This is a genomic window from Pseudomonas sp. nanlin1 (genome assembly GCF_045571515.1).
Classification (GTDB): Bacteria; Pseudomonadota; Gammaproteobacteria; order Pseudomonadales; family Pseudomonadaceae; genus Aquipseudomonas.
Window position 1 is genome coordinate 2,936,320 of record NZ_CP124218.1, and the last position, 15,722, is coordinate 2,952,041.

The following is a 15,722-nucleotide window of genomic DNA, read 5'->3' on the forward strand; positions in this document are numbered from 1 at the left end:
CGACGTTGTGAGCAGCAACCGCATACCGTTTGGAGAACGAGAGGGTCTACTACTTCGGGCCGACGAGGTCGAGAATGGCCTGCGATGCAAGTGTATCTGCCCAGGTTGTAAGCATCCGCTCAATGCGGCTAACCAAGGAGAGAAAATCGCTCCGTATTTTCGGCACGCTCAATCTTCAGCATGCGAAACAGGGTTTCGCGAAGGTGTTCGCAGGGCCGCCGTCGCGTTGATCGCAGAACAGATGAACCTCACCCTTCCCGCTTATCAGGGTAAAGCCAGAGTATCCTGTTCAAGTGGTCTACTGCTGACGGAATCCATTGAGTTCGGCCCGCAGCTTGTCACTGCAGACCACGTCAGTCGTTTCGTCGACTTGGGTGAAGCACGGGCTCATGCGGTCTTTAGAGTACGCGGCCACGAGCTTCTGATTCGAATCAAGATGTCGGCCCGAAACGAGTTCGAGCGACATCGTTATCTTCATAGCCTCCACAAATCCTGTATTGAGATCGACCTCCACAAGCTCACGTTAGAGCAGGTATTCGATCGCCAGGCCTTCGAAACCTTTGTGCTCCGCCAACCTGGTAACCGATCCTGGATCAGGTCATTGCGGGCTGAGCAGCTGCAAGCTCGCCTGGAAGCAAATCTGCAGGCGCGGGTGTTAGAGCTTGATGCCCAATGGGCTGCCGAGAAAGCGGCGCAGGCAGCTCTGGAGATGGCGCGAGAAGCCGCAGAGCGAGCTCTCGCGAACCAGCGGGCGCAGGAACTTGGTGAACACCGCAAATGCCAAGCCCGGCGAGCGGGACTTCAGGCAGGAAGGCCCTCGAATTACGGCGGAGCCAGCGTTCCATTGCTACAGCGTCAGTACCTGATTGTCGCGACTCGTCTCAAGGCAGCGCGTGAATGGGAGCATCGCGGTGCGGAGTGTTCTGCCTGCTTTTTGCTAAGTCCGCCGAAGTCACGCTTCTGTTCGTATTGCACTTCCGACAGCCCAATGATCGACGTCACTATTGCCGCTGACGTAGAGAGGACAATCGATCATCAGATGAGGAGTTCAGCCAAGCCCGCGAGATCATTGGAGCTCATGCCTGAGTTACTAGTCACTCCTGAAGAGTGAGTGCCACATGCTCACACACCGGCCCAACCGCCCAATTAGCCCCCACCAGCCTCAACCCCAGATTAATCAAGAGCAACGTTTTCCCCCGCACAGAAATAACATGCGTCTAGTGTCCCGCGGCGAGAATACCAGCGGCGCCACGATCTCCAGCTCACCGGAGCTGTCGGTCAGCGGCGCAGAGTCCGCCATCGAAATATATGACGCGGCCTCCATAACCCAACTGTCCACATCCGAATTCCCCGAGCCGCTGAGCATCGTCACCTGCGGCGTAGCACTGTCGGACTTGAAGCGAAAGGACAACTTTACGATCTTAGCTGCGCCCGTGGCATTGACCGCATCGAAAATCTCTCGCACGCCCATGCGGCGTTTTTGCTCTTGGAGAAACCCCGACATCCAGAGTTGCTGATACCGCACCTTCTGCGCCTCACTCAGTGGCTGGCCCTGCTTGCGCAAACGGTTCATTGCCTCCCAGGCGCTATCATCAAAGCGCTCGGTCGAATCCAGGTAGAGCGCCAAGGCACCGGGCAAATCCTGCGGTCCCCCTTTGCCCTCTTCCATCAAGCGCCCTAGTGCCACCGTGGCATTCTTGCCCGAGAGGCGATAGAACGCCCGCGCCTTGGCGTAATCCACCGGCTCGCCTTCACCGCGTTCGGCCATTTGCCCCAGCAGAATGTTGGCGGCGGGATTGAGCTTGGCAGACTCGACAAACAGCGCACGGGCCTTGGTGAAGTCCTGATCGACGCCGTATCTGCCCTCTTTATACATCTTGCCCAACGAGGACTTGCACATGGCGTTTTCGTAGTCGGCAAAGCGCTCGATGTAGCGGAGGTTGTCGCGTTCGAGCGGTTTTTTACCAGCGATCGCCATACAGCGCATCCTAACCAGCAAGGAATCGTAATCGACGGGCCGGGTCAGGCTTTGACAGCCGCTGATTGCAGCAAAAAGCATTAGAAGGGTCAGGGGTTTGAACATGGCGTCCTTGCATCCGTTGCAGAGGGAAGGACGGGATTACGCCACTATTCGTAAGGGTGGGCCGAGTCCCAGTTGCATGGGCGAGCTGCTGGTCTGGGTAAAGTGAGCGATTTCGAGCTTAACTTTGCCGGTCGCTTGAGCGACCTTCCACCTGCCTGAATCACTTTTTATTCCCCCCACTCACGCCCGCAGATGGCGGGCTTCTACGGAGAGATGAGATATGAGCGCCTACATGATTTACATCAGGGACCGAATCACTGACCCGCAAGAGTTCGCGAAGTATCAGGAACTAGCGCCGGCAGCATCGGTTGGCCATCCCGTTAAACCTCTCGCTTTTTACGGAGAAGTTGAAACGTTGGAGGGCCTAACTGTTGACGGTGCGGTTATCGTTGAGTTTCCTACGATGGCCGAGGCCAGAGCTGCCTATGAAAGCCCCTTGTATCAGAAGGCTCTTGAGCATCGCCTCAAGGGCGCGGAGTACCGTGTTTTTATCGTTGAAGGCATAAGCGCCTGATCTATGCGTTGCAGCTGCAGGCACCAAGGTATGCCTGCAGCGCCATTAGTTGTCCCTTGCTCCTCTCCAGTAGGATTGGCCGCGGCTGTGCCATAGGATCCATGCGGCAATAGCCAAGAGCACCAATGTAACGACAGAGAACGAGGGTGCGCCGAACGAACCCAGGAGAAGGCCGCCGACCAGCCCTCCTCCAGCAATAGCGAAGTTCCAGAAGGTGACCATCATTGACTGGGCAACATCCTGCGATGGGCCGGCGGCATTTGAAATGCCGGTCAGAAACATCGTCGCCGCCCCGCCAAATGCAAGTCCCCACACTGCGACCGCCACATAAACTGCGAACTGAGATGTCGGGAGCAAAATCAAAACCAGGCTCGTGATCGCAAACAGGAGAATGCTCAGCAACGTAAGCTGCCATAGCCATTGGGTAATCATAGTCCCAACTGCCCAAAGGCCGATCAGAGCCGCGACGCCGAACACGAGCAATACCCTGTCCGTTTCTTCCGACAATCCGGCGAGGGCCAACTGAGGCGAAATGTACGTGTAGAGAATATTTTGGGAGAGCACGTACAGCAGTGTGATGAAAAGTATGGGGCGGATCCCCGGCAAGACCCACACTTGCGCAAGGCTTCGGCGTTTCTCAGCGCGGGTGCCAGCAAAGTCCGGCACCGATACCAGTACCCAGGCTATCAGCACTAACGTTAGCCCACTCAATGCACCAAAGGCGGCCCGCCACCCAAATTCATTGCCCATAAAGGTTGCTGCGGGAATACCGATTGAAAGCGCAATGGGAGTACCTGCCATTGCTATGGCAATGGCCCTCCCCGCCTGCTCAGAACGCACCATCCGTACTGCATACCCCGCCAGCATGGCCCATACCAAGCCCGCCGACACACCCGCGAAGAATCGTGCGATGAGTGTGAGAACAAAATTGTCTGAAAGCGCAGTAACAGTGTTGACGATGCCAAATCCGATAATGGCCGAAAGAAACAGGGGGCGACGTCGAATGGTCTGCGTGGCTGTCATGAGCGGGATTGCCGCCAATAACGATCCTAGCGCGTACACCGTGATCAATTGGCCCATTGCCGGCACTGTTCCGTTGAGACTCAAGGCAATTTGGGGCAGCAGCCCCGCTGGAAGCACTTCCGTAAGGATGATGATAAAGCCTGCCATAGCGAGCGCCGCGAGGCCTGCCATGGGTAACTTGTCACCCGTATCCTGACTGTGGCTATGGGATGACGAAATGTCTGAGGATGTATTGCTCATGATGAACTCTCTACCGCTAACGCTTCAACAGTGGGTGTGACGAAGATATCCATGGATTCATACTAGCCAGTTGACTCTGGTGGATTAAGGGGGCTAGGGTGAATAACAGTAGTGACAATTAAGTCAGCAATAGGATGGGATAGCATTGGAGACCTTGAGCGGCCTCGGCATCTTTGTGGAAACGGCTCAGACGCAGAGCTTTATCGCCACGGGCAGGCAAATGGGGATTTCCGCTTCTGCCGTAAGCAAAAGTATCTCCAGGTTGGAGGAGCGAGTCGGGGTCAGGCTCTTCCAGCGCAGCACGCGAACTGTTCGGCTTACCTCCGAAGGCGAAGTATTCCTTGAGCGATGTAAGCGAATCCTCGACGAGATACAGGCAGCCGAGGATGACTTGTCAGCCATGACTCAGTTTCCGCGCGGTCGACTCAAAGTTGGCTTGGCTCTCGCCGCAGGACTTCCCTTGCCTGCCATTTCTGCATTCATGGAGAGCTTTCCGGAGATTGAGCTGGATCTTGATTTCACCGATCGCCTGGTCGATGTCATCGATGAGGGTTTTGACGTGGTCATCAGGGGGAGTGATCTGAGCGATTCACGGCTAATGTCTCGGCCGTTGAGGCCCTATCGTCCTTGCATAGTGGCGGCGCCCAGTTATCTGGAGAAAAAGGGTACTCCCGGCAAGCCTGCAGATCTTGTGAACCACGCATGCCTGCACTATCGGTGGCGTAATTCAGGCAAGCTCTATCAGTGGCCTTTCAAAAAGAAGTCACTTAAGGACGCCGCAGGCACGCTCCCCATCGCGATGGTTTGCAGTGACATCGAGGCTTTGCTGTACCTGGCAAAAGCCGGGCGCGGGGTAGCTTGTCTACCTGACTTCGCAGTGAAGGACGCCATAGCCCATGGGCGTCTGATGCCGCTGCTCGATTCTCATCTCACCGGAGGAAACACCTTTCATATCGTATGGCCAAGTAGTCGGCAAATGGCACCCAAGGTGAGAGTGTTCGTCGACTTCATGGTCGAGCATTTTGCAGCGGGCCTGGTCACTGAGAAGGCACATTGACCGGCGCCTCACTCGCCCAGGTTGCCAAAACAGGGCGAGCGGGAAACCGCTGGGATGCTGAGGAGACAGTCACGGTGACGCTCAAGAGCGGGATTGTAGTGGATGATTCGGAGGCGTTCTTGAGCTGCGGCCTCGCTGGCCTGGGCCTGTTGCAGGGCCTGCGCCCTTCCCTGCAGCCCCATATATCACAAGTCGGTCAACGAGAAACTGGCCCACGAGATCGCGCTGCTCAAACGCTTCAAGTTTTCCAAGCGCAGCGAGCAGTTGAGCCCGGATCAAGCCAGCCTGCTCGACGACTTGATCGATACGGATATCGCCGCTATCGAAGCCGAACTTAAGGCGCTGCAACCGGCACCTGTCGAAGCCAAAGTGCGCCAGCAACCCAAGCGCGCACCGCTGCCACCGCAGTTTCCTCGCACTCTGATCCAGCACGAACCGGACAACAGCCACTGCCAGTGCGGCTGCGAGCAGTGCGAAACGCTAATCCAGGCGCCCGTACCGGCGCACGTCATCGACAAAGGCGTCCCGACCGCAGGCCTGCTGGCCCACATTATGGTGGCCAAGTTCGCCGACCATCTGCCGCTGTATCGCCAAGAGAAAATCTTCGGCCGCGCCGGGTTGCCCATCGCCCGTTCGACCTTGGCGCAGTGGGTGGGCAACTGCGGCGTGCAGTTACAGCCGCTGGTTGATGCGCTGCGCGAAGCCCTGCTGACCCACGGCGTCGTTCACGCCGACGAGACGCCGGTACAAATGCAGACGTCTGGCGCGAAAAAAACTCATCGCGCTTACGTCTGGGCCTATGCCACCAGTCAGTTCGCCGACCTGGCGGCGGTCGTTTACGACTTCAGCCCGAGCCGCGCTGGCGAACATGCCCAAGCCTTCTTGGGCAGTTGGAACGGCAAGCTGGTCTGCGATGACTTTGCCGGCTACAAGGCAGGCTTTGAACTGGGCGTTACGGAGATCGGCTGTATGGCCCATGCCCGCCGGAAATTCTTCGATTTGCACGCGACCAACAAGAGCCAGGGCGCCGAAAAAGCGCTGCACTACATCGCGGCCTTGTACGAAGTTGAAAGAGAAGTCCGAGAGCTGGAGCCGGGCGATCGGCAGCGAATACGGCAGGAAAAAGCAGCGCCAATCGCCGACGCACTTCATACCTGGATGATCGCCCAAAGACAGCTTGTGCCTGAGGGGGCGGCCATCGCCAGGGTGCTGGATTACAGCCTCAAACGCTGGATAGCGCTGACGCGCTATCTCGATGACGGAGCTGTGCCCATCGATAACAACTGGTGCCAGAATCAAATCCGGCCGTGGGCTCTTGGGCGCTCGAACTGGCTGTGCGCTGGCTCGTTACGCGACGGTAAACGTGCGGCGGCGATCATGAGTTTGATCCAGTCGGCGCGGCTCAACGGGCATGATCCGTATGCTTCCCTGAAAGACGTTTTGATGCGTCTGCCGATGCAGCGGGCGAGTGAAATTACCGAGTTGCTACCTCATAAGTGGGCATCTGTTTAGCCAGGGTGGCTGGATTAGCTTGAGGCATCACAATGATGCTCTACTGACCGCCATTATTTACTCGCTTCAGGATCCTGTGATGCCATCACCTGCCCATACTCCGATTATCGTAGCAACGCGGAATACTTATGTGGAACGCATCCACTGGGGATCAGTCGCCGTGGTGGATGCCACAGGCACATCAGTTGTGCATGTCGGAGCCCCTGACACCTACGTATTTTCGCGCTCGACATTAAAGCCTTTTCAGGCGGTACCACTGGTAAGGGATGGGGGTCACCATCACTTTGGATTCTCTGCGGCTGAGCTAGCCATTACCTGTGGCAGTCACTCGGGCGAAGATTTTCACGTGATAGCAGTCACCCGGTTGCTTGAAAAAATTTCCAAGACAGAAGCTGACCTGCGTTGCGGATGCCATCTACCGATTCAATACGGTGAACACAACCTTCCACCGCTTGGGAGCACATTCGATCAGAGACATAACAACTGCTCAGGTAAACATGCGGGATTTCTAGGCTACTGTTCTTTACATGGACATAACCAAAATTACCTTGATCCGGATCACCCTCTCCAAGTAGATATCCGTCAAGGCATTGCGAGGCTGGCAAACCTCCCGTCAAACCAGCTTTGGTCTGGAATAGACGGTTGCAGTGCTCCAAACTATGGCATGTCATTGTCGCGCCTTGCGTTGCTCTGGGCGCGTCTTGCCACTGGTGAGTCGGGGATCGATAGTGATCACGATAATGCATTGTCTTCGATTGCTTCCGCGATGGCTGCCCACCCCGAGATGGTGTCAGGTACGGGTCGTTGTGATCAGGCCATAGCGCTAGCATCTAATGGCGATTGCATTGCTAAGGTCGGCGCAGATGGCGTCTACACGGTTGGGATTCGTAGTCGCGGCCTGGGTATAGCTATTAAAATTGCAGACGGAAGCCTAGGGCCGCTTTACACGACTGCTGTCAGCGTATTACTACAGCTGGGCTTGATTCGCGAACATGAGCTTCTAAAGCCATGGATTGATCCAGCTGTGAGGAGCATTGCGGGTGAGTGCGTAGGTCAATTGGAGACAAGATTGAAGCTAGCCAAGCTCTGAGGCCGGCCACACGATTCCCGATAACCAAGCTGCTCCACGGTATGTTCGTTACAAAGCCGCAAGGTGGGTTCGCCAGACGCTTACCTTCTATTGCCGTAGGTGCCGCAATTCATGAGGTGCCAGCTATTCAAACTACAGAAGTACAGCGTCTACGATGGTTGAGGATACTGTGCGTACACCTCGACGCATCAAGCCGCGAGCAGTGCGCTCACGGTGTGATTGGCTCGGGTGGAACCCGGCGTCTTGTCTATCGAAGGGGCGAGTCAAACGGACTGCAGTGAGAACTCCTTCGCGTCCAGTCCAGCAACTGCGGTGAAACCTTGCGTTTTTTTGAAAGCCATTTTATGGACAAAGTTTTTCATGGCATCGGAAGGATCAATTGCGTCTAGATTTAGCGAATTCACTGTCGATCGGGAGAACGCTGCACTAAGGATCGGCAATTCCTCCAAGTGCCCAGTTTTGCTGTTTAGGACGTTATCAAGTGCTGTCACAAGCACCAAGTCATCTGGCAAGATCGCTAGCAATTCACGACCAACTCGAAGCGCACAACTGCATACATAGTCCTGGTGCAGCTCATTGAACCGGCCAGCCGGCATGGCTTTTGTCGAAAGCTTTCCACTCTTCAGGAGAGACTTGATCTCACTGGGAATGACGTGCGTGCCATGTATCGCCAAGCGCGCCTCAACATGGCCGGACTCATGCACAATCAGCTCGATACCAGAACCAAGGTGAGAAATCTCAGTGAAGGGCTCGAAAGCTTCAATGGCATCGAGCTTAGCCTGCTTATCCCCGCCGATTATTCGCTGCGCCAAATCACGTTCTTCCGCCCAATTGGTGTGTTCCTCGCGCCAATCAGACTGCGCCACTTTGAACCGCTTGGCATCCTCGACCTTACCCTCCTCCAATTTGAGAGTAAGAGCTTTGCGCTGCCGAGTTTCCAGTTTAAATAGACGCGCCCAAAAATTCGGCGCGTAGGTAGCCAGCGCATTAGAAGCCGCATCTTCAGAAATGGAGGCTAAAGATGGCTCTTTCGGTTCAGTACGATTGAGCATAGATTTCCACTTAATCGTGTCTCCACTTTCCTTGTGGACCGAAATCAAGACCTCCAGGTGGTTCTCGTAAACCTCGACTTCGTAGGCTGCTTGCTCGAGCGCCTCCATGCGAGAGTATTCTTTTTGCCGACGCTCTAATTCTCGCTGTCGCCGATGAGCATTTCGTTCTGCCCTCCTTGCTGAAGCTTGCATCGAACGTAGCGTGCCTTTCCATCCCATCATTTCTCTCCCTGAAGAACCTTCGTACTGGCGAATTAGCATACCATCACTGTCAGAATGCTTAGCAAGACGCTCAACGCTTCGCATCGGCCAGAAATCGAAAACACCAAAAAACGGGAGGCAACCCGCTCGTGAATTGAAGGGTTTGCCAGCCTAGGCAAACCCATTGCTAGAAACTGACACGTGACATGCTCGAGAATTACAGGTGGGTGCAAACCTGAGCTGACTCGTACCGTCTTAAAATGTGCTGGAAACAGATGCTCAGGCTATGTTCCTGGGCCCATAGATAGACAGAGGAAACCCGCGGAATGCGTTGTGCAAACTCAGTGATGACGACTTACTTCGACAGCACGCAGGCTTTGAAAAGGAGCCTTTTGTGGTGATCATTCGTAAGCGGCTAGCAAACACACCTTGCACAGATCAGGCAGGAATCCACTGATGCGGCAGCAGTTGCTCGATCTCGCTGGCCCGCTGCGTCGGCAGCCGCGTCAGTACATCCTTGAGATAAGCATACGGATCATGCTTATTGATGCGCGCCGACTGGATCAGGCTCATGACCGGCGCCGCCGCGCGCTTGCCGCTGCGCAGCGACCCTGCAAATAACCAGTTCACCCGCCCGAGCGCCCACGGCCGGATCAAGTTCTCGATCTGGTGGGCACAGCACCATCTTCCAGGTAGCGCGTCAGCTCTACCCAGCGTTTAAGGCTGTAATCCAAGGTCTTAGCCGTAGCCGAGCCCTCTGGCACAAGCTCGCGTTGGGCCAGCACCACTTCGCGCAGCGCATCGACCAGCGGCTGAGGCTGCACGCTTGTTTGACCCACCCATTGCGCCATTGTCGAGCGCGGGATAGCCAGACCGGTACGGCCGAAGATCTTTTCCTGTCGATACAACGACAGGTGGTCGGCGAATTTGGCCACCATCATTCGGGCCAGCAGGCCCGCCGTGGGGATGCTCCTGTCAATTACTTGACGCGGCGCCGACGCCTGGATCAGCGTTTCGCACCGCCGGCAGGCCATTTCCCACGAACGTGATGTTCGACGGTAAACACGCCCGGTGTGTAGTCCAGCTTTTCGCTGACGTCCTCACCAATGCGCTGAGGCTGGCAGCCGCAAGCACACTGGGTGTCGTCCGGTTCGTGATGGATCACAGTGCGTAGAAACTGTGGCGGCAGCTTCGCACGCTTGGGTCGCTTGCGTAATTCTTTATGTTTGTGCGGAGTGCAAAAGCAAGCCGAGCGAGATCTGTTTTCATCGTGACCGACGAACCGCCAGAGATCGTCGCCAACAGATGCTTCGAAGTGGGCGGTGCTCTCTTGGTCACTCAGGCAGTCGCAGAACGGTTCCCCCAAACGTGCTTAGAGCGTGTGCGACAGATGTCAAAGACGTGCGTCACCGTTGCCGAATTCGCCTTAGAGGCGACGCTGAGATTGCGCCTTCCGTTTGTCACTGTGCGAGCACCCGTACACCCAGGTCTCCCAAACGCTCAACTTCCTGATCGAATTCAGTACGCACTTCAACACTCTAACGGAGGACATTCTGAGACACTCGTAATAAGGCTGCCAATTGTTAGCAGTGCCTATGTAGTAACTACACGGTGTAGGATGGCTCCTATGTCCGCCTGTGTAGTAACGTAGTAGTCAGATGAACCCTAATCGACTTGAAAGTGAACGACAGGAGATTTGCTTATGAAAATTCCACGTCAGGTTGTGAACCAGGCTTGGTTTGAGGAACGAGGGTTGTATTCGAAGCGCGAGTTGGAGGATGGGCTTTGGCTCTACACTTTTTTCACTCTGGTAGGGGCGGTGTTGATCTTCGCTGCCAGATTTTTACCCCAAGGCCGCTACCAGTCGTACTTCGAGGCTGCTGCCAACCAGGGCTTGGGGCCAACTCTCTGGGACGCCGTCGGCCTTCCGGGAATATTGCTCTTGGGATTGAGCATCGTGTGTCCGGCGCTGATCAATGCTGGCAGGGCTTCAAAAGCACTTCTGGAAGGAGCATTCGGTATTGGTGCAGCAATGACCGGCATCATCTTGGGAGGATTTCTGATCCAAGCACCCGACATCTATTTGAGCAAGGGAGTCGGGTCTTTACTGTTCTGGGGAACCGTCGGTATTGTCGGGCTGTCCTGCATAGCTATGCTCAACCTGAGCACCTGGTGCTTGGCAAAGCTGCCGCATGCAAATCCGCAATTTTCCACTTGGCTTGGGAAGCTTCCTTCGGTCCAACGAGTACTATTAGGACTAAGCCTCATCTGTGTTGGGATTGTGTCCTTCGTTACCCAAGCATAGATCGCAAATTCAAAGCATTCAGCTAGGCACAGCAAGGCAAGACAAGACATTACGTAACGAGATGCGATGCCCCTCGTTACGGCTTGGAATGACAATGAGTAAAAAAAGCGAACGCCATCGCCCGTAATCAGGGGATTATGAACGTGTATTCGCCAGACACTCAGGAAGACTCAACCGACAAAACATGTAGAGCTGTTCGTTGCTATAGACTCCTTTTAGCCCTAAAGCTAAGCTACATTCTCACATGCACATGCACATGCACATGCACATGCACATGCACATGCACATGCACATGCTAAGGAAGGACCATGCTGCTCGGGCTCAATCTGATCAAGAGGACCAAGGACGAATTTCTCACGGATCTTGCCAATCTCGCCAAGTCCCCAGATACTCTAATATTCATTGATACGAACATACTGGCATACCTGTTCAAGCTTCACGCGGGTGCTAGACAAGAGTTTTTCGACTGGGCAGTGTCCGCAATAAACCAGCAGCGACTGTATCTACCGGCGTGGTGTGCGGGTGAATACTTGGCCAAAGTTCGGGAGAGCTCGTTACACTCGTACACTCCGAAGAGCAAAGGTGACGACCAGCCGAGAAAGGCCTTGGAGGCGATGTTGGACACGGCAGCGTTGTTTGTCGACGAGAGCGTGCTCAGATCGGCCGAATTTCCAGGTTCACGCAACGATTACCTCTTGGGATTTCGTGCATCTATAGATGGACTCAAGCAGTACACCCAAGCATTCAAGCATCAGTTTGATCCAGATAAAATCCACGCTGAGATTGAAGAGCATCTAGGGCCAGCGGTGCTTCAGTCTCCGATTGCATCCCTATGCGATCGTGCAGCAAAAGAGGGGCCCGCACGAATTGAACATCGTTTGCCACCAGGTTTTCGTGATGATGGAAAACCCGAAAATCGCCTCGGCGATCTCATCGTGTGGATGGAAATACTTGAGTACAGCCTTGCCCGAAAAGCTGATTTCAAGCAGGTACTTTTCCTGACCAATGATGAGAAACCCGATTGGGTCTATGCTCCTGCGAAGCGTCTGGAACATACCCGCAAGGGCACCATTCCAGTTGGTAATATCAACCCCAAACTGAAGATTATTGACCCTCGGTTGATCTCTGAGTTTGATCAGCTAGTCGGTCATGCGAATGTCTCGATCTGTACTCTTTCCTTACTAGTGCAAGGATTATCGAAAACCGATCCTTCGATCGTCAGCGAGCTAGCTGCAGCGATTCAGATCGAGCTGGTGGCTAATGAAGAACTCCCCACTCCGACCGAGACTGCTAAGCCGCCGGAACTAGACTCCGCAGCTGCAGCTGATGGCTGTCCTCTTGTAGTTGAAGAGACAGCCCCACCGCCGCAACCCGAAGGAGCTAGAGAGGAAGGTTCATCTTTGGAGCCAGTCCATGCGCAGGAACCTGACCAGGCGGTAGCTCTAGAAGAAGCTGTTGCAGACGCTCAGCAAAATCCGCTGGAGGATATCCAACCCGATTCTAACGCGCCTCTAGCTACGTTTGAAGATCATATTGCAGCGGTTATCGAGCGCGAGGGTTACCATGATGCAACCTACCAGGCTGACGCACCTGGTCAACTCAATGAGATTATTAGTTCACTTCAATCCCACAATTGGTATGTTCAAAATCCGGCCATCGAGAAGCTCAGAGCAATAGTCGATGAGAAATTTCCTCCAACGTCTTGGTTTGTCCTAGGGCGAAACATCTATCAGGCCGCGTGTGGTAACGCCCAAAAAGCCATGGACTTCATGGCTAACTTGGAGACACGCCTCAAGCGCTTCCCCGAGCCTGTTGCACGATATTTACTAGCGGGTATGGTGTACGAAATCTATTTCGACGCCCGAGGAACTTTGCGAGACTTCCCCAAAGCAGGCTATCTTGCCAAGCCTCTCGCCCTCCTTGCAAATGAAGAATATTCAGATGTCACCTTGTTCATCCAGGCGCGGTTGGTGAAAGCAGGCGCCCGTCTTTATTTCACTCCAGGGGATAGCAGCAAGCATGCCCTCGTCATTGAGTCTGTACCCCTCGAAACTGGAGATCTGATGGATACAGATAAGCGCCGCCAATTGACTGCGGTCACTCTGGAGGGACGCCAGATTCTTGTGGATGTGCCACCGGAATCGGATCGTTGGTTGACTCGGTATAGAACATCCTACTCTGCCGCTGATGTCGTTGCAGACGTGAGCTCTGCTTTGTCTATCCCTCGCTGGGCATTGAGTTTGGAGATGAAGCCAGAGACGGAATCTAACGTTCGATTTGTTATCCCGGATGCCCATTGGCTGCAGCCTAGGATTGTGACCTTGGAAGACATGGAGGCTCAGTCGGACGGTTAATATCACGGTGCAACTTTTTCCAGATTTAAGCCCTCTGCGCCGCACCAGCGAAGCGCGCTTCGCATATTCTGGAAACCGATAATATTGTGGATACGGCCGATGTGATTTAAGGACACCTGTGACTCACGCTCAGTCGTTCACAGGGTGGTCACTAGTGTGTTTCAAGCTATATTCGCCTGAACCGTAACATCTGCCTGTCACTGTTCAGGGACGGCGAATGCAAATCAAACACTTGAAAATAGCCAATGTCCACAAGCTTAACTCCGTACGAATAGATTTATGCGCTAAGACCACTCTGCTTGCGGGTGCTAATAACAGCGGCAAGTCATGTGCCATGCTCGCTTTGCGCCCATTTTGAGGCGGGAAGGCGTCTGGAATTCGAATGCAGGATCTCACGTTCTGTCACTTCGATCGTATAATCGAGATCGACCATTCATGGGAGATGGCTAGTCCTCGCGATCTACTCCCAACAGCTAACGACTGGCATGATTGGCTTTCTCACCTTGACATCTGGATCAGCGCAGAATCAAGTGAGTACCATTGCGTTCGAGATTTGATCCCGAATTGTTAATGGGATGGAGGTCTAATCGGCATTCGGTTTCTATTAGGACCAGAGGATGTCACAGAGGTTTTCATGGATTATCAGAAGCAGCGCAAGCGTGTGCAGGCATTGATCGCCGTCTTAGCCTAACAGCGGCGACTCAAGACAACACCCAGTCAGCTTAACTCTATGGCCTCAAAGTCTAACCGACTACCTCAGTCGACGGCTTGGCAGGCTATTAAAAATACGGCCGTGCCGCCTGGATTGGGGTGAGTTGCATACACCAGGTGGGATTATACGCTGGGCATCACCTCAGAGGCTTTCAGAGCACGAGATCCCTCTAGAAAAGAACCCTGTCGAAGGGCTGATCAAAATCCACGAGATTAATGCTCAGCGCGGATTTGGAGGTAATGGGGATGAATGGCAAAACAACTCCAAGTCATCAGGCGGCAAAAAACTTTCCGAACAGCTTCGCAGATACTACCAAAAGCATCTCGGCCCTGGTGATTCTCCAGGATTGATCATCGCCGCCAGATCATGCCCTGGAAATTTCAAATCGACGGTGAGACGGTCATGGTGACGCTCAAGAGCGGGATTGTAGTGGATGACTCGGAGGCATTCTTGAGCTGCGGCCTCGCTGGCCTAGGCCTGATGCAGGGCCTACGCCCGTCCCTGCAGCCCCATATTGATGCGGGTGAGCTGGTTGAAGTCCTCCCGCACCTCGTCACTATCCCCAAGCCAGTATCACTGCTGCTGAGTGATCGCAAATACCGCTCTCCGAAAGTCCGGGCATTTATGGGCTGGCTCACCGATATCTTCAGTTAATGAATTTCGCAATCCGAACTTTTGGGCCTTGCAAGTCACCCAGGTTCTGTACGCCAAGTCGCCGAGGGGCGATCAGTTGCGTTCGCTAATCGCACGACATCGCCTGTTCGGACACCCTCCTCCGCTCATTATTTGGCACGCTATGCATATCGCTGCAGGCGCCGGCAGCCCTGCGGTTCGCATGCTGATTGGTCTGTTCAATCAAGATAAATAACAGGAGAACGCCTTGATCAACAAAACGTTTGAGTCCGTCGCAGCTGCACTGGATGGAATAGCCGATGGCTCGACCATCATGGTCGGTGGTTTTGGTACCGCTGGTATGCCATCTGAGCTGGTGGATGGTGTCATCGCCTCGGGCGCCCGCGAGCTGACCATCATCAGCAACAATGCCGGCAATGGTGAAATCGGTCTTGCCGCCTTACTCAAGGCCGGGCGGGTTGCCAAGGTTATCTGCTCGTTTCCACGCCAGGCCGATTCCTACGTATTCGACGAACTCTACCGGGCAGGAAAGGTACAGCTTGAAGTCGTCCCGCAGGGCAACCTGGCCGAGCGCATTCGCGCCGCGGGTTCAGGCATCGGTGCGTTTTATTCGCCAACAGGCTATGGCACGCTACTGGCTGAAGGCAAGGAGACGCGGGTGATCGACGGTCGCAATTACGTGCTGGAGATGCCGCTGCGCGCCGATGTGGCGCTGATTAAAGCAGAGAAGGGAGACCGCTGGGGCAACCTTACCTATCGCAAGGCTGCACGCAATTTTGGGCCGATCATGGCCATGGCGGCGACCACTGCCATCGCTCAGGTCAACCAGATCGTCGAGTTGGGCGAGCTAGACCCTGAGCACATTGTCACACCGGGAATCTTCGTTCAGCGCGTGGTAGCCGTGCCGCAAGCTTTACTTCCTAAAACCAACGTCAACTGAGGCCCG

The 15,722-nt window shown here is 54.6% G+C and carries 11 protein-coding genes and 2 pseudogenes; 9 read left to right on the forward strand and 4 right to left on the reverse strand.

Annotation, left to right across the window (positions count from 1 at the left end; genetic code table 11):
• Positions 1–7: 7 nt before the first annotated feature.
• A complete protein-coding gene (locus tag QCL65_RS13640; RefSeq protein ID WP_407309434.1) occupies positions 8–1,111 on the forward strand; it encodes a hypothetical protein in 1,104 nt (367 codons plus the stop codon).
• Positions 1,112–1,177: 66 nt separating this feature from the next.
• On the opposite strand, the gene QCL65_RS13645 is transcribed toward QCL65_RS13640, so the two are convergent.
• Positions 1,178–2,083 (reverse strand): tetratricopeptide repeat protein, encoded by a 906-nt coding sequence (locus QCL65_RS13645; RefSeq protein ID WP_407309436.1) that lies wholly within the window; start codon positions 2,081–2,083, stop codon positions 1,178–1,180.
• Positions 2,084–2,303: 220 nt separating this feature from the next.
• Here QCL65_RS13645 and QCL65_RS13650 point away from each other — a divergent pair, with 220 nt between their 5' ends.
• Positions 2,304–2,597, forward strand: coding sequence for a DUF1330 domain-containing protein (locus tag QCL65_RS13650; protein WP_407309438.1), 294 nt, complete (start codon positions 2,304–2,306; stop codon positions 2,595–2,597).
• A 45-nt stretch (positions 2,598–2,642) separates the two neighbouring features.
• Here QCL65_RS13650 and QCL65_RS13655 read toward each other — a convergent pair whose 3' ends face one another.
• A complete protein-coding gene (locus tag QCL65_RS13655) occupies positions 2,643–3,860 on the reverse strand; it encodes an MFS transporter (RefSeq protein WP_407309440.1) in 1,218 nt (405 codons plus the stop codon).
• Between the two features lie 145 nt (positions 3,861–4,005).
• Here QCL65_RS13655 and QCL65_RS13660 point away from each other — a divergent pair, with 145 nt between their 5' ends.
• From QCL65_RS13660 to QCL65_RS13670, 3 genes and pseudogenes are all read left to right on the forward strand, one after another.
• Entirely contained in the window at positions 4,006–4,917 is a 912-nt protein-coding gene (locus tag QCL65_RS13660; protein WP_407309442.1) for a LysR family transcriptional regulator, read from the forward strand.
• A gap of 201 nt (positions 4,918–5,118) precedes the next feature.
• Positions 5,119–6,429 (forward strand): annotated as a pseudogene (gene tnpC / locus QCL65_RS13665) (IS66 family transposase); the annotation flags it as partial.
• Between the two features lie 79 nt (positions 6,430–6,508).
• Positions 6,509–7,519, forward strand: a complete 1,011-nt coding sequence (locus QCL65_RS13670; RefSeq protein ID WP_407309444.1) for an asparaginase — start codon at positions 6,509–6,511, stop codon at positions 7,517–7,519.
• A 263-nt stretch (positions 7,520–7,782) separates the two neighbouring features.
• On the opposite strand, the gene QCL65_RS13675 is transcribed toward QCL65_RS13670, so the two are convergent.
• Together QCL65_RS13675 and QCL65_RS13680 are read right to left on the reverse strand one after the other, a co-directional pair.
• Positions 7,783–8,679: a hypothetical protein gene (locus tag QCL65_RS13675; protein ID WP_407309446.1), complete on the reverse strand. Its 897-nt coding sequence runs from the start codon at positions 8,677–8,679 to the stop codon at positions 7,783–7,785.
• A gap of 531 nt (positions 8,680–9,210) precedes the next feature.
• Positions 9,211–9,991, reverse strand: a pseudogene (locus QCL65_RS13680) (transposase); the annotation flags it as partial.
• 483 nt (positions 9,992–10,474) lie between these two features.
• On the opposite strand from QCL65_RS13680, the gene QCL65_RS13685 reads away from it, so the two are divergent.
• From QCL65_RS13685 to QCL65_RS13700, 4 genes are all read left to right on the forward strand, one after another.
• On the forward strand, positions 10,475–11,077 hold the full coding sequence (locus tag QCL65_RS13685) for a hypothetical protein (protein WP_407309448.1): 603 nt from the start codon (positions 10,475–10,477) through the stop codon (positions 11,075–11,077).
• A gap of 308 nt (positions 11,078–11,385) precedes the next feature.
• On the forward strand, positions 11,386–13,431 hold the full coding sequence (locus tag QCL65_RS13690) for a PIN-like domain-containing protein (protein WP_407309450.1): 2,046 nt from the start codon (positions 11,386–11,388) through the stop codon (positions 13,429–13,431).
• A 1,078-nt stretch (positions 13,432–14,509) separates the two neighbouring features.
• Positions 14,510–14,797: a LysR substrate-binding domain-containing protein gene (locus QCL65_RS13695; protein WP_407309452.1), complete on the forward strand. Its 288-nt coding sequence runs from the start codon at positions 14,510–14,512 to the stop codon at positions 14,795–14,797.
• A 226-nt stretch (positions 14,798–15,023) separates the two neighbouring features.
• Positions 15,024–15,716 (forward strand): 3-oxoacid CoA-transferase subunit A, encoded by a 693-nt coding sequence (locus QCL65_RS13700; protein WP_407309454.1) that lies wholly within the window; start codon positions 15,024–15,026, stop codon positions 15,714–15,716.
• Positions 15,717–15,722 lie beyond the last annotated feature (6 nt).

Coding starts and splice junctions, on each gene's coding strand:
- QCL65_RS13655 (WP_407309440.1), bottom strand. CDS start 3,860: ATGAGCAATACATCCTCAGACATTTCGTCATCCCATAGCCACAGTCAG.
- QCL65_RS13675 (WP_407309446.1), bottom strand. CDS start 8,679: ATGGAGGCGCTCGAGCAAGCAGCCTACGAAGTCGAGGTTTACGAGAAC.
- QCL65_RS13690 (WP_407309450.1), top strand. CDS start 11,386: ATGCTGCTCGGGCTCAATCTGATCAAGAGGACCAAGGACGAATTTCTC.
- QCL65_RS13685 (WP_407309448.1), top strand. CDS start 10,475: ATGAAAATTCCACGTCAGGTTGTGAACCAGGCTTGGTTTGAGGAACGA.
- QCL65_RS13695 (WP_407309452.1), top strand. CDS start 14,510: ATGCCCTGGAAATTTCAAATCGACGGTGAGACGGTCATGGTGACGCTC.
- QCL65_RS13645 (WP_407309436.1), bottom strand. CDS start 2,083: ATGTTCAAACCCCTGACCCTTCTAATGCTTTTTGCTGCAATCAGCGGC.
- QCL65_RS13650 (WP_407309438.1), top strand. CDS start 2,304: ATGAGCGCCTACATGATTTACATCAGGGACCGAATCACTGACCCGCAA.
- QCL65_RS13670 (WP_407309444.1), top strand. CDS start 6,509: ATGCCATCACCTGCCCATACTCCGATTATCGTAGCAACGCGGAATACT.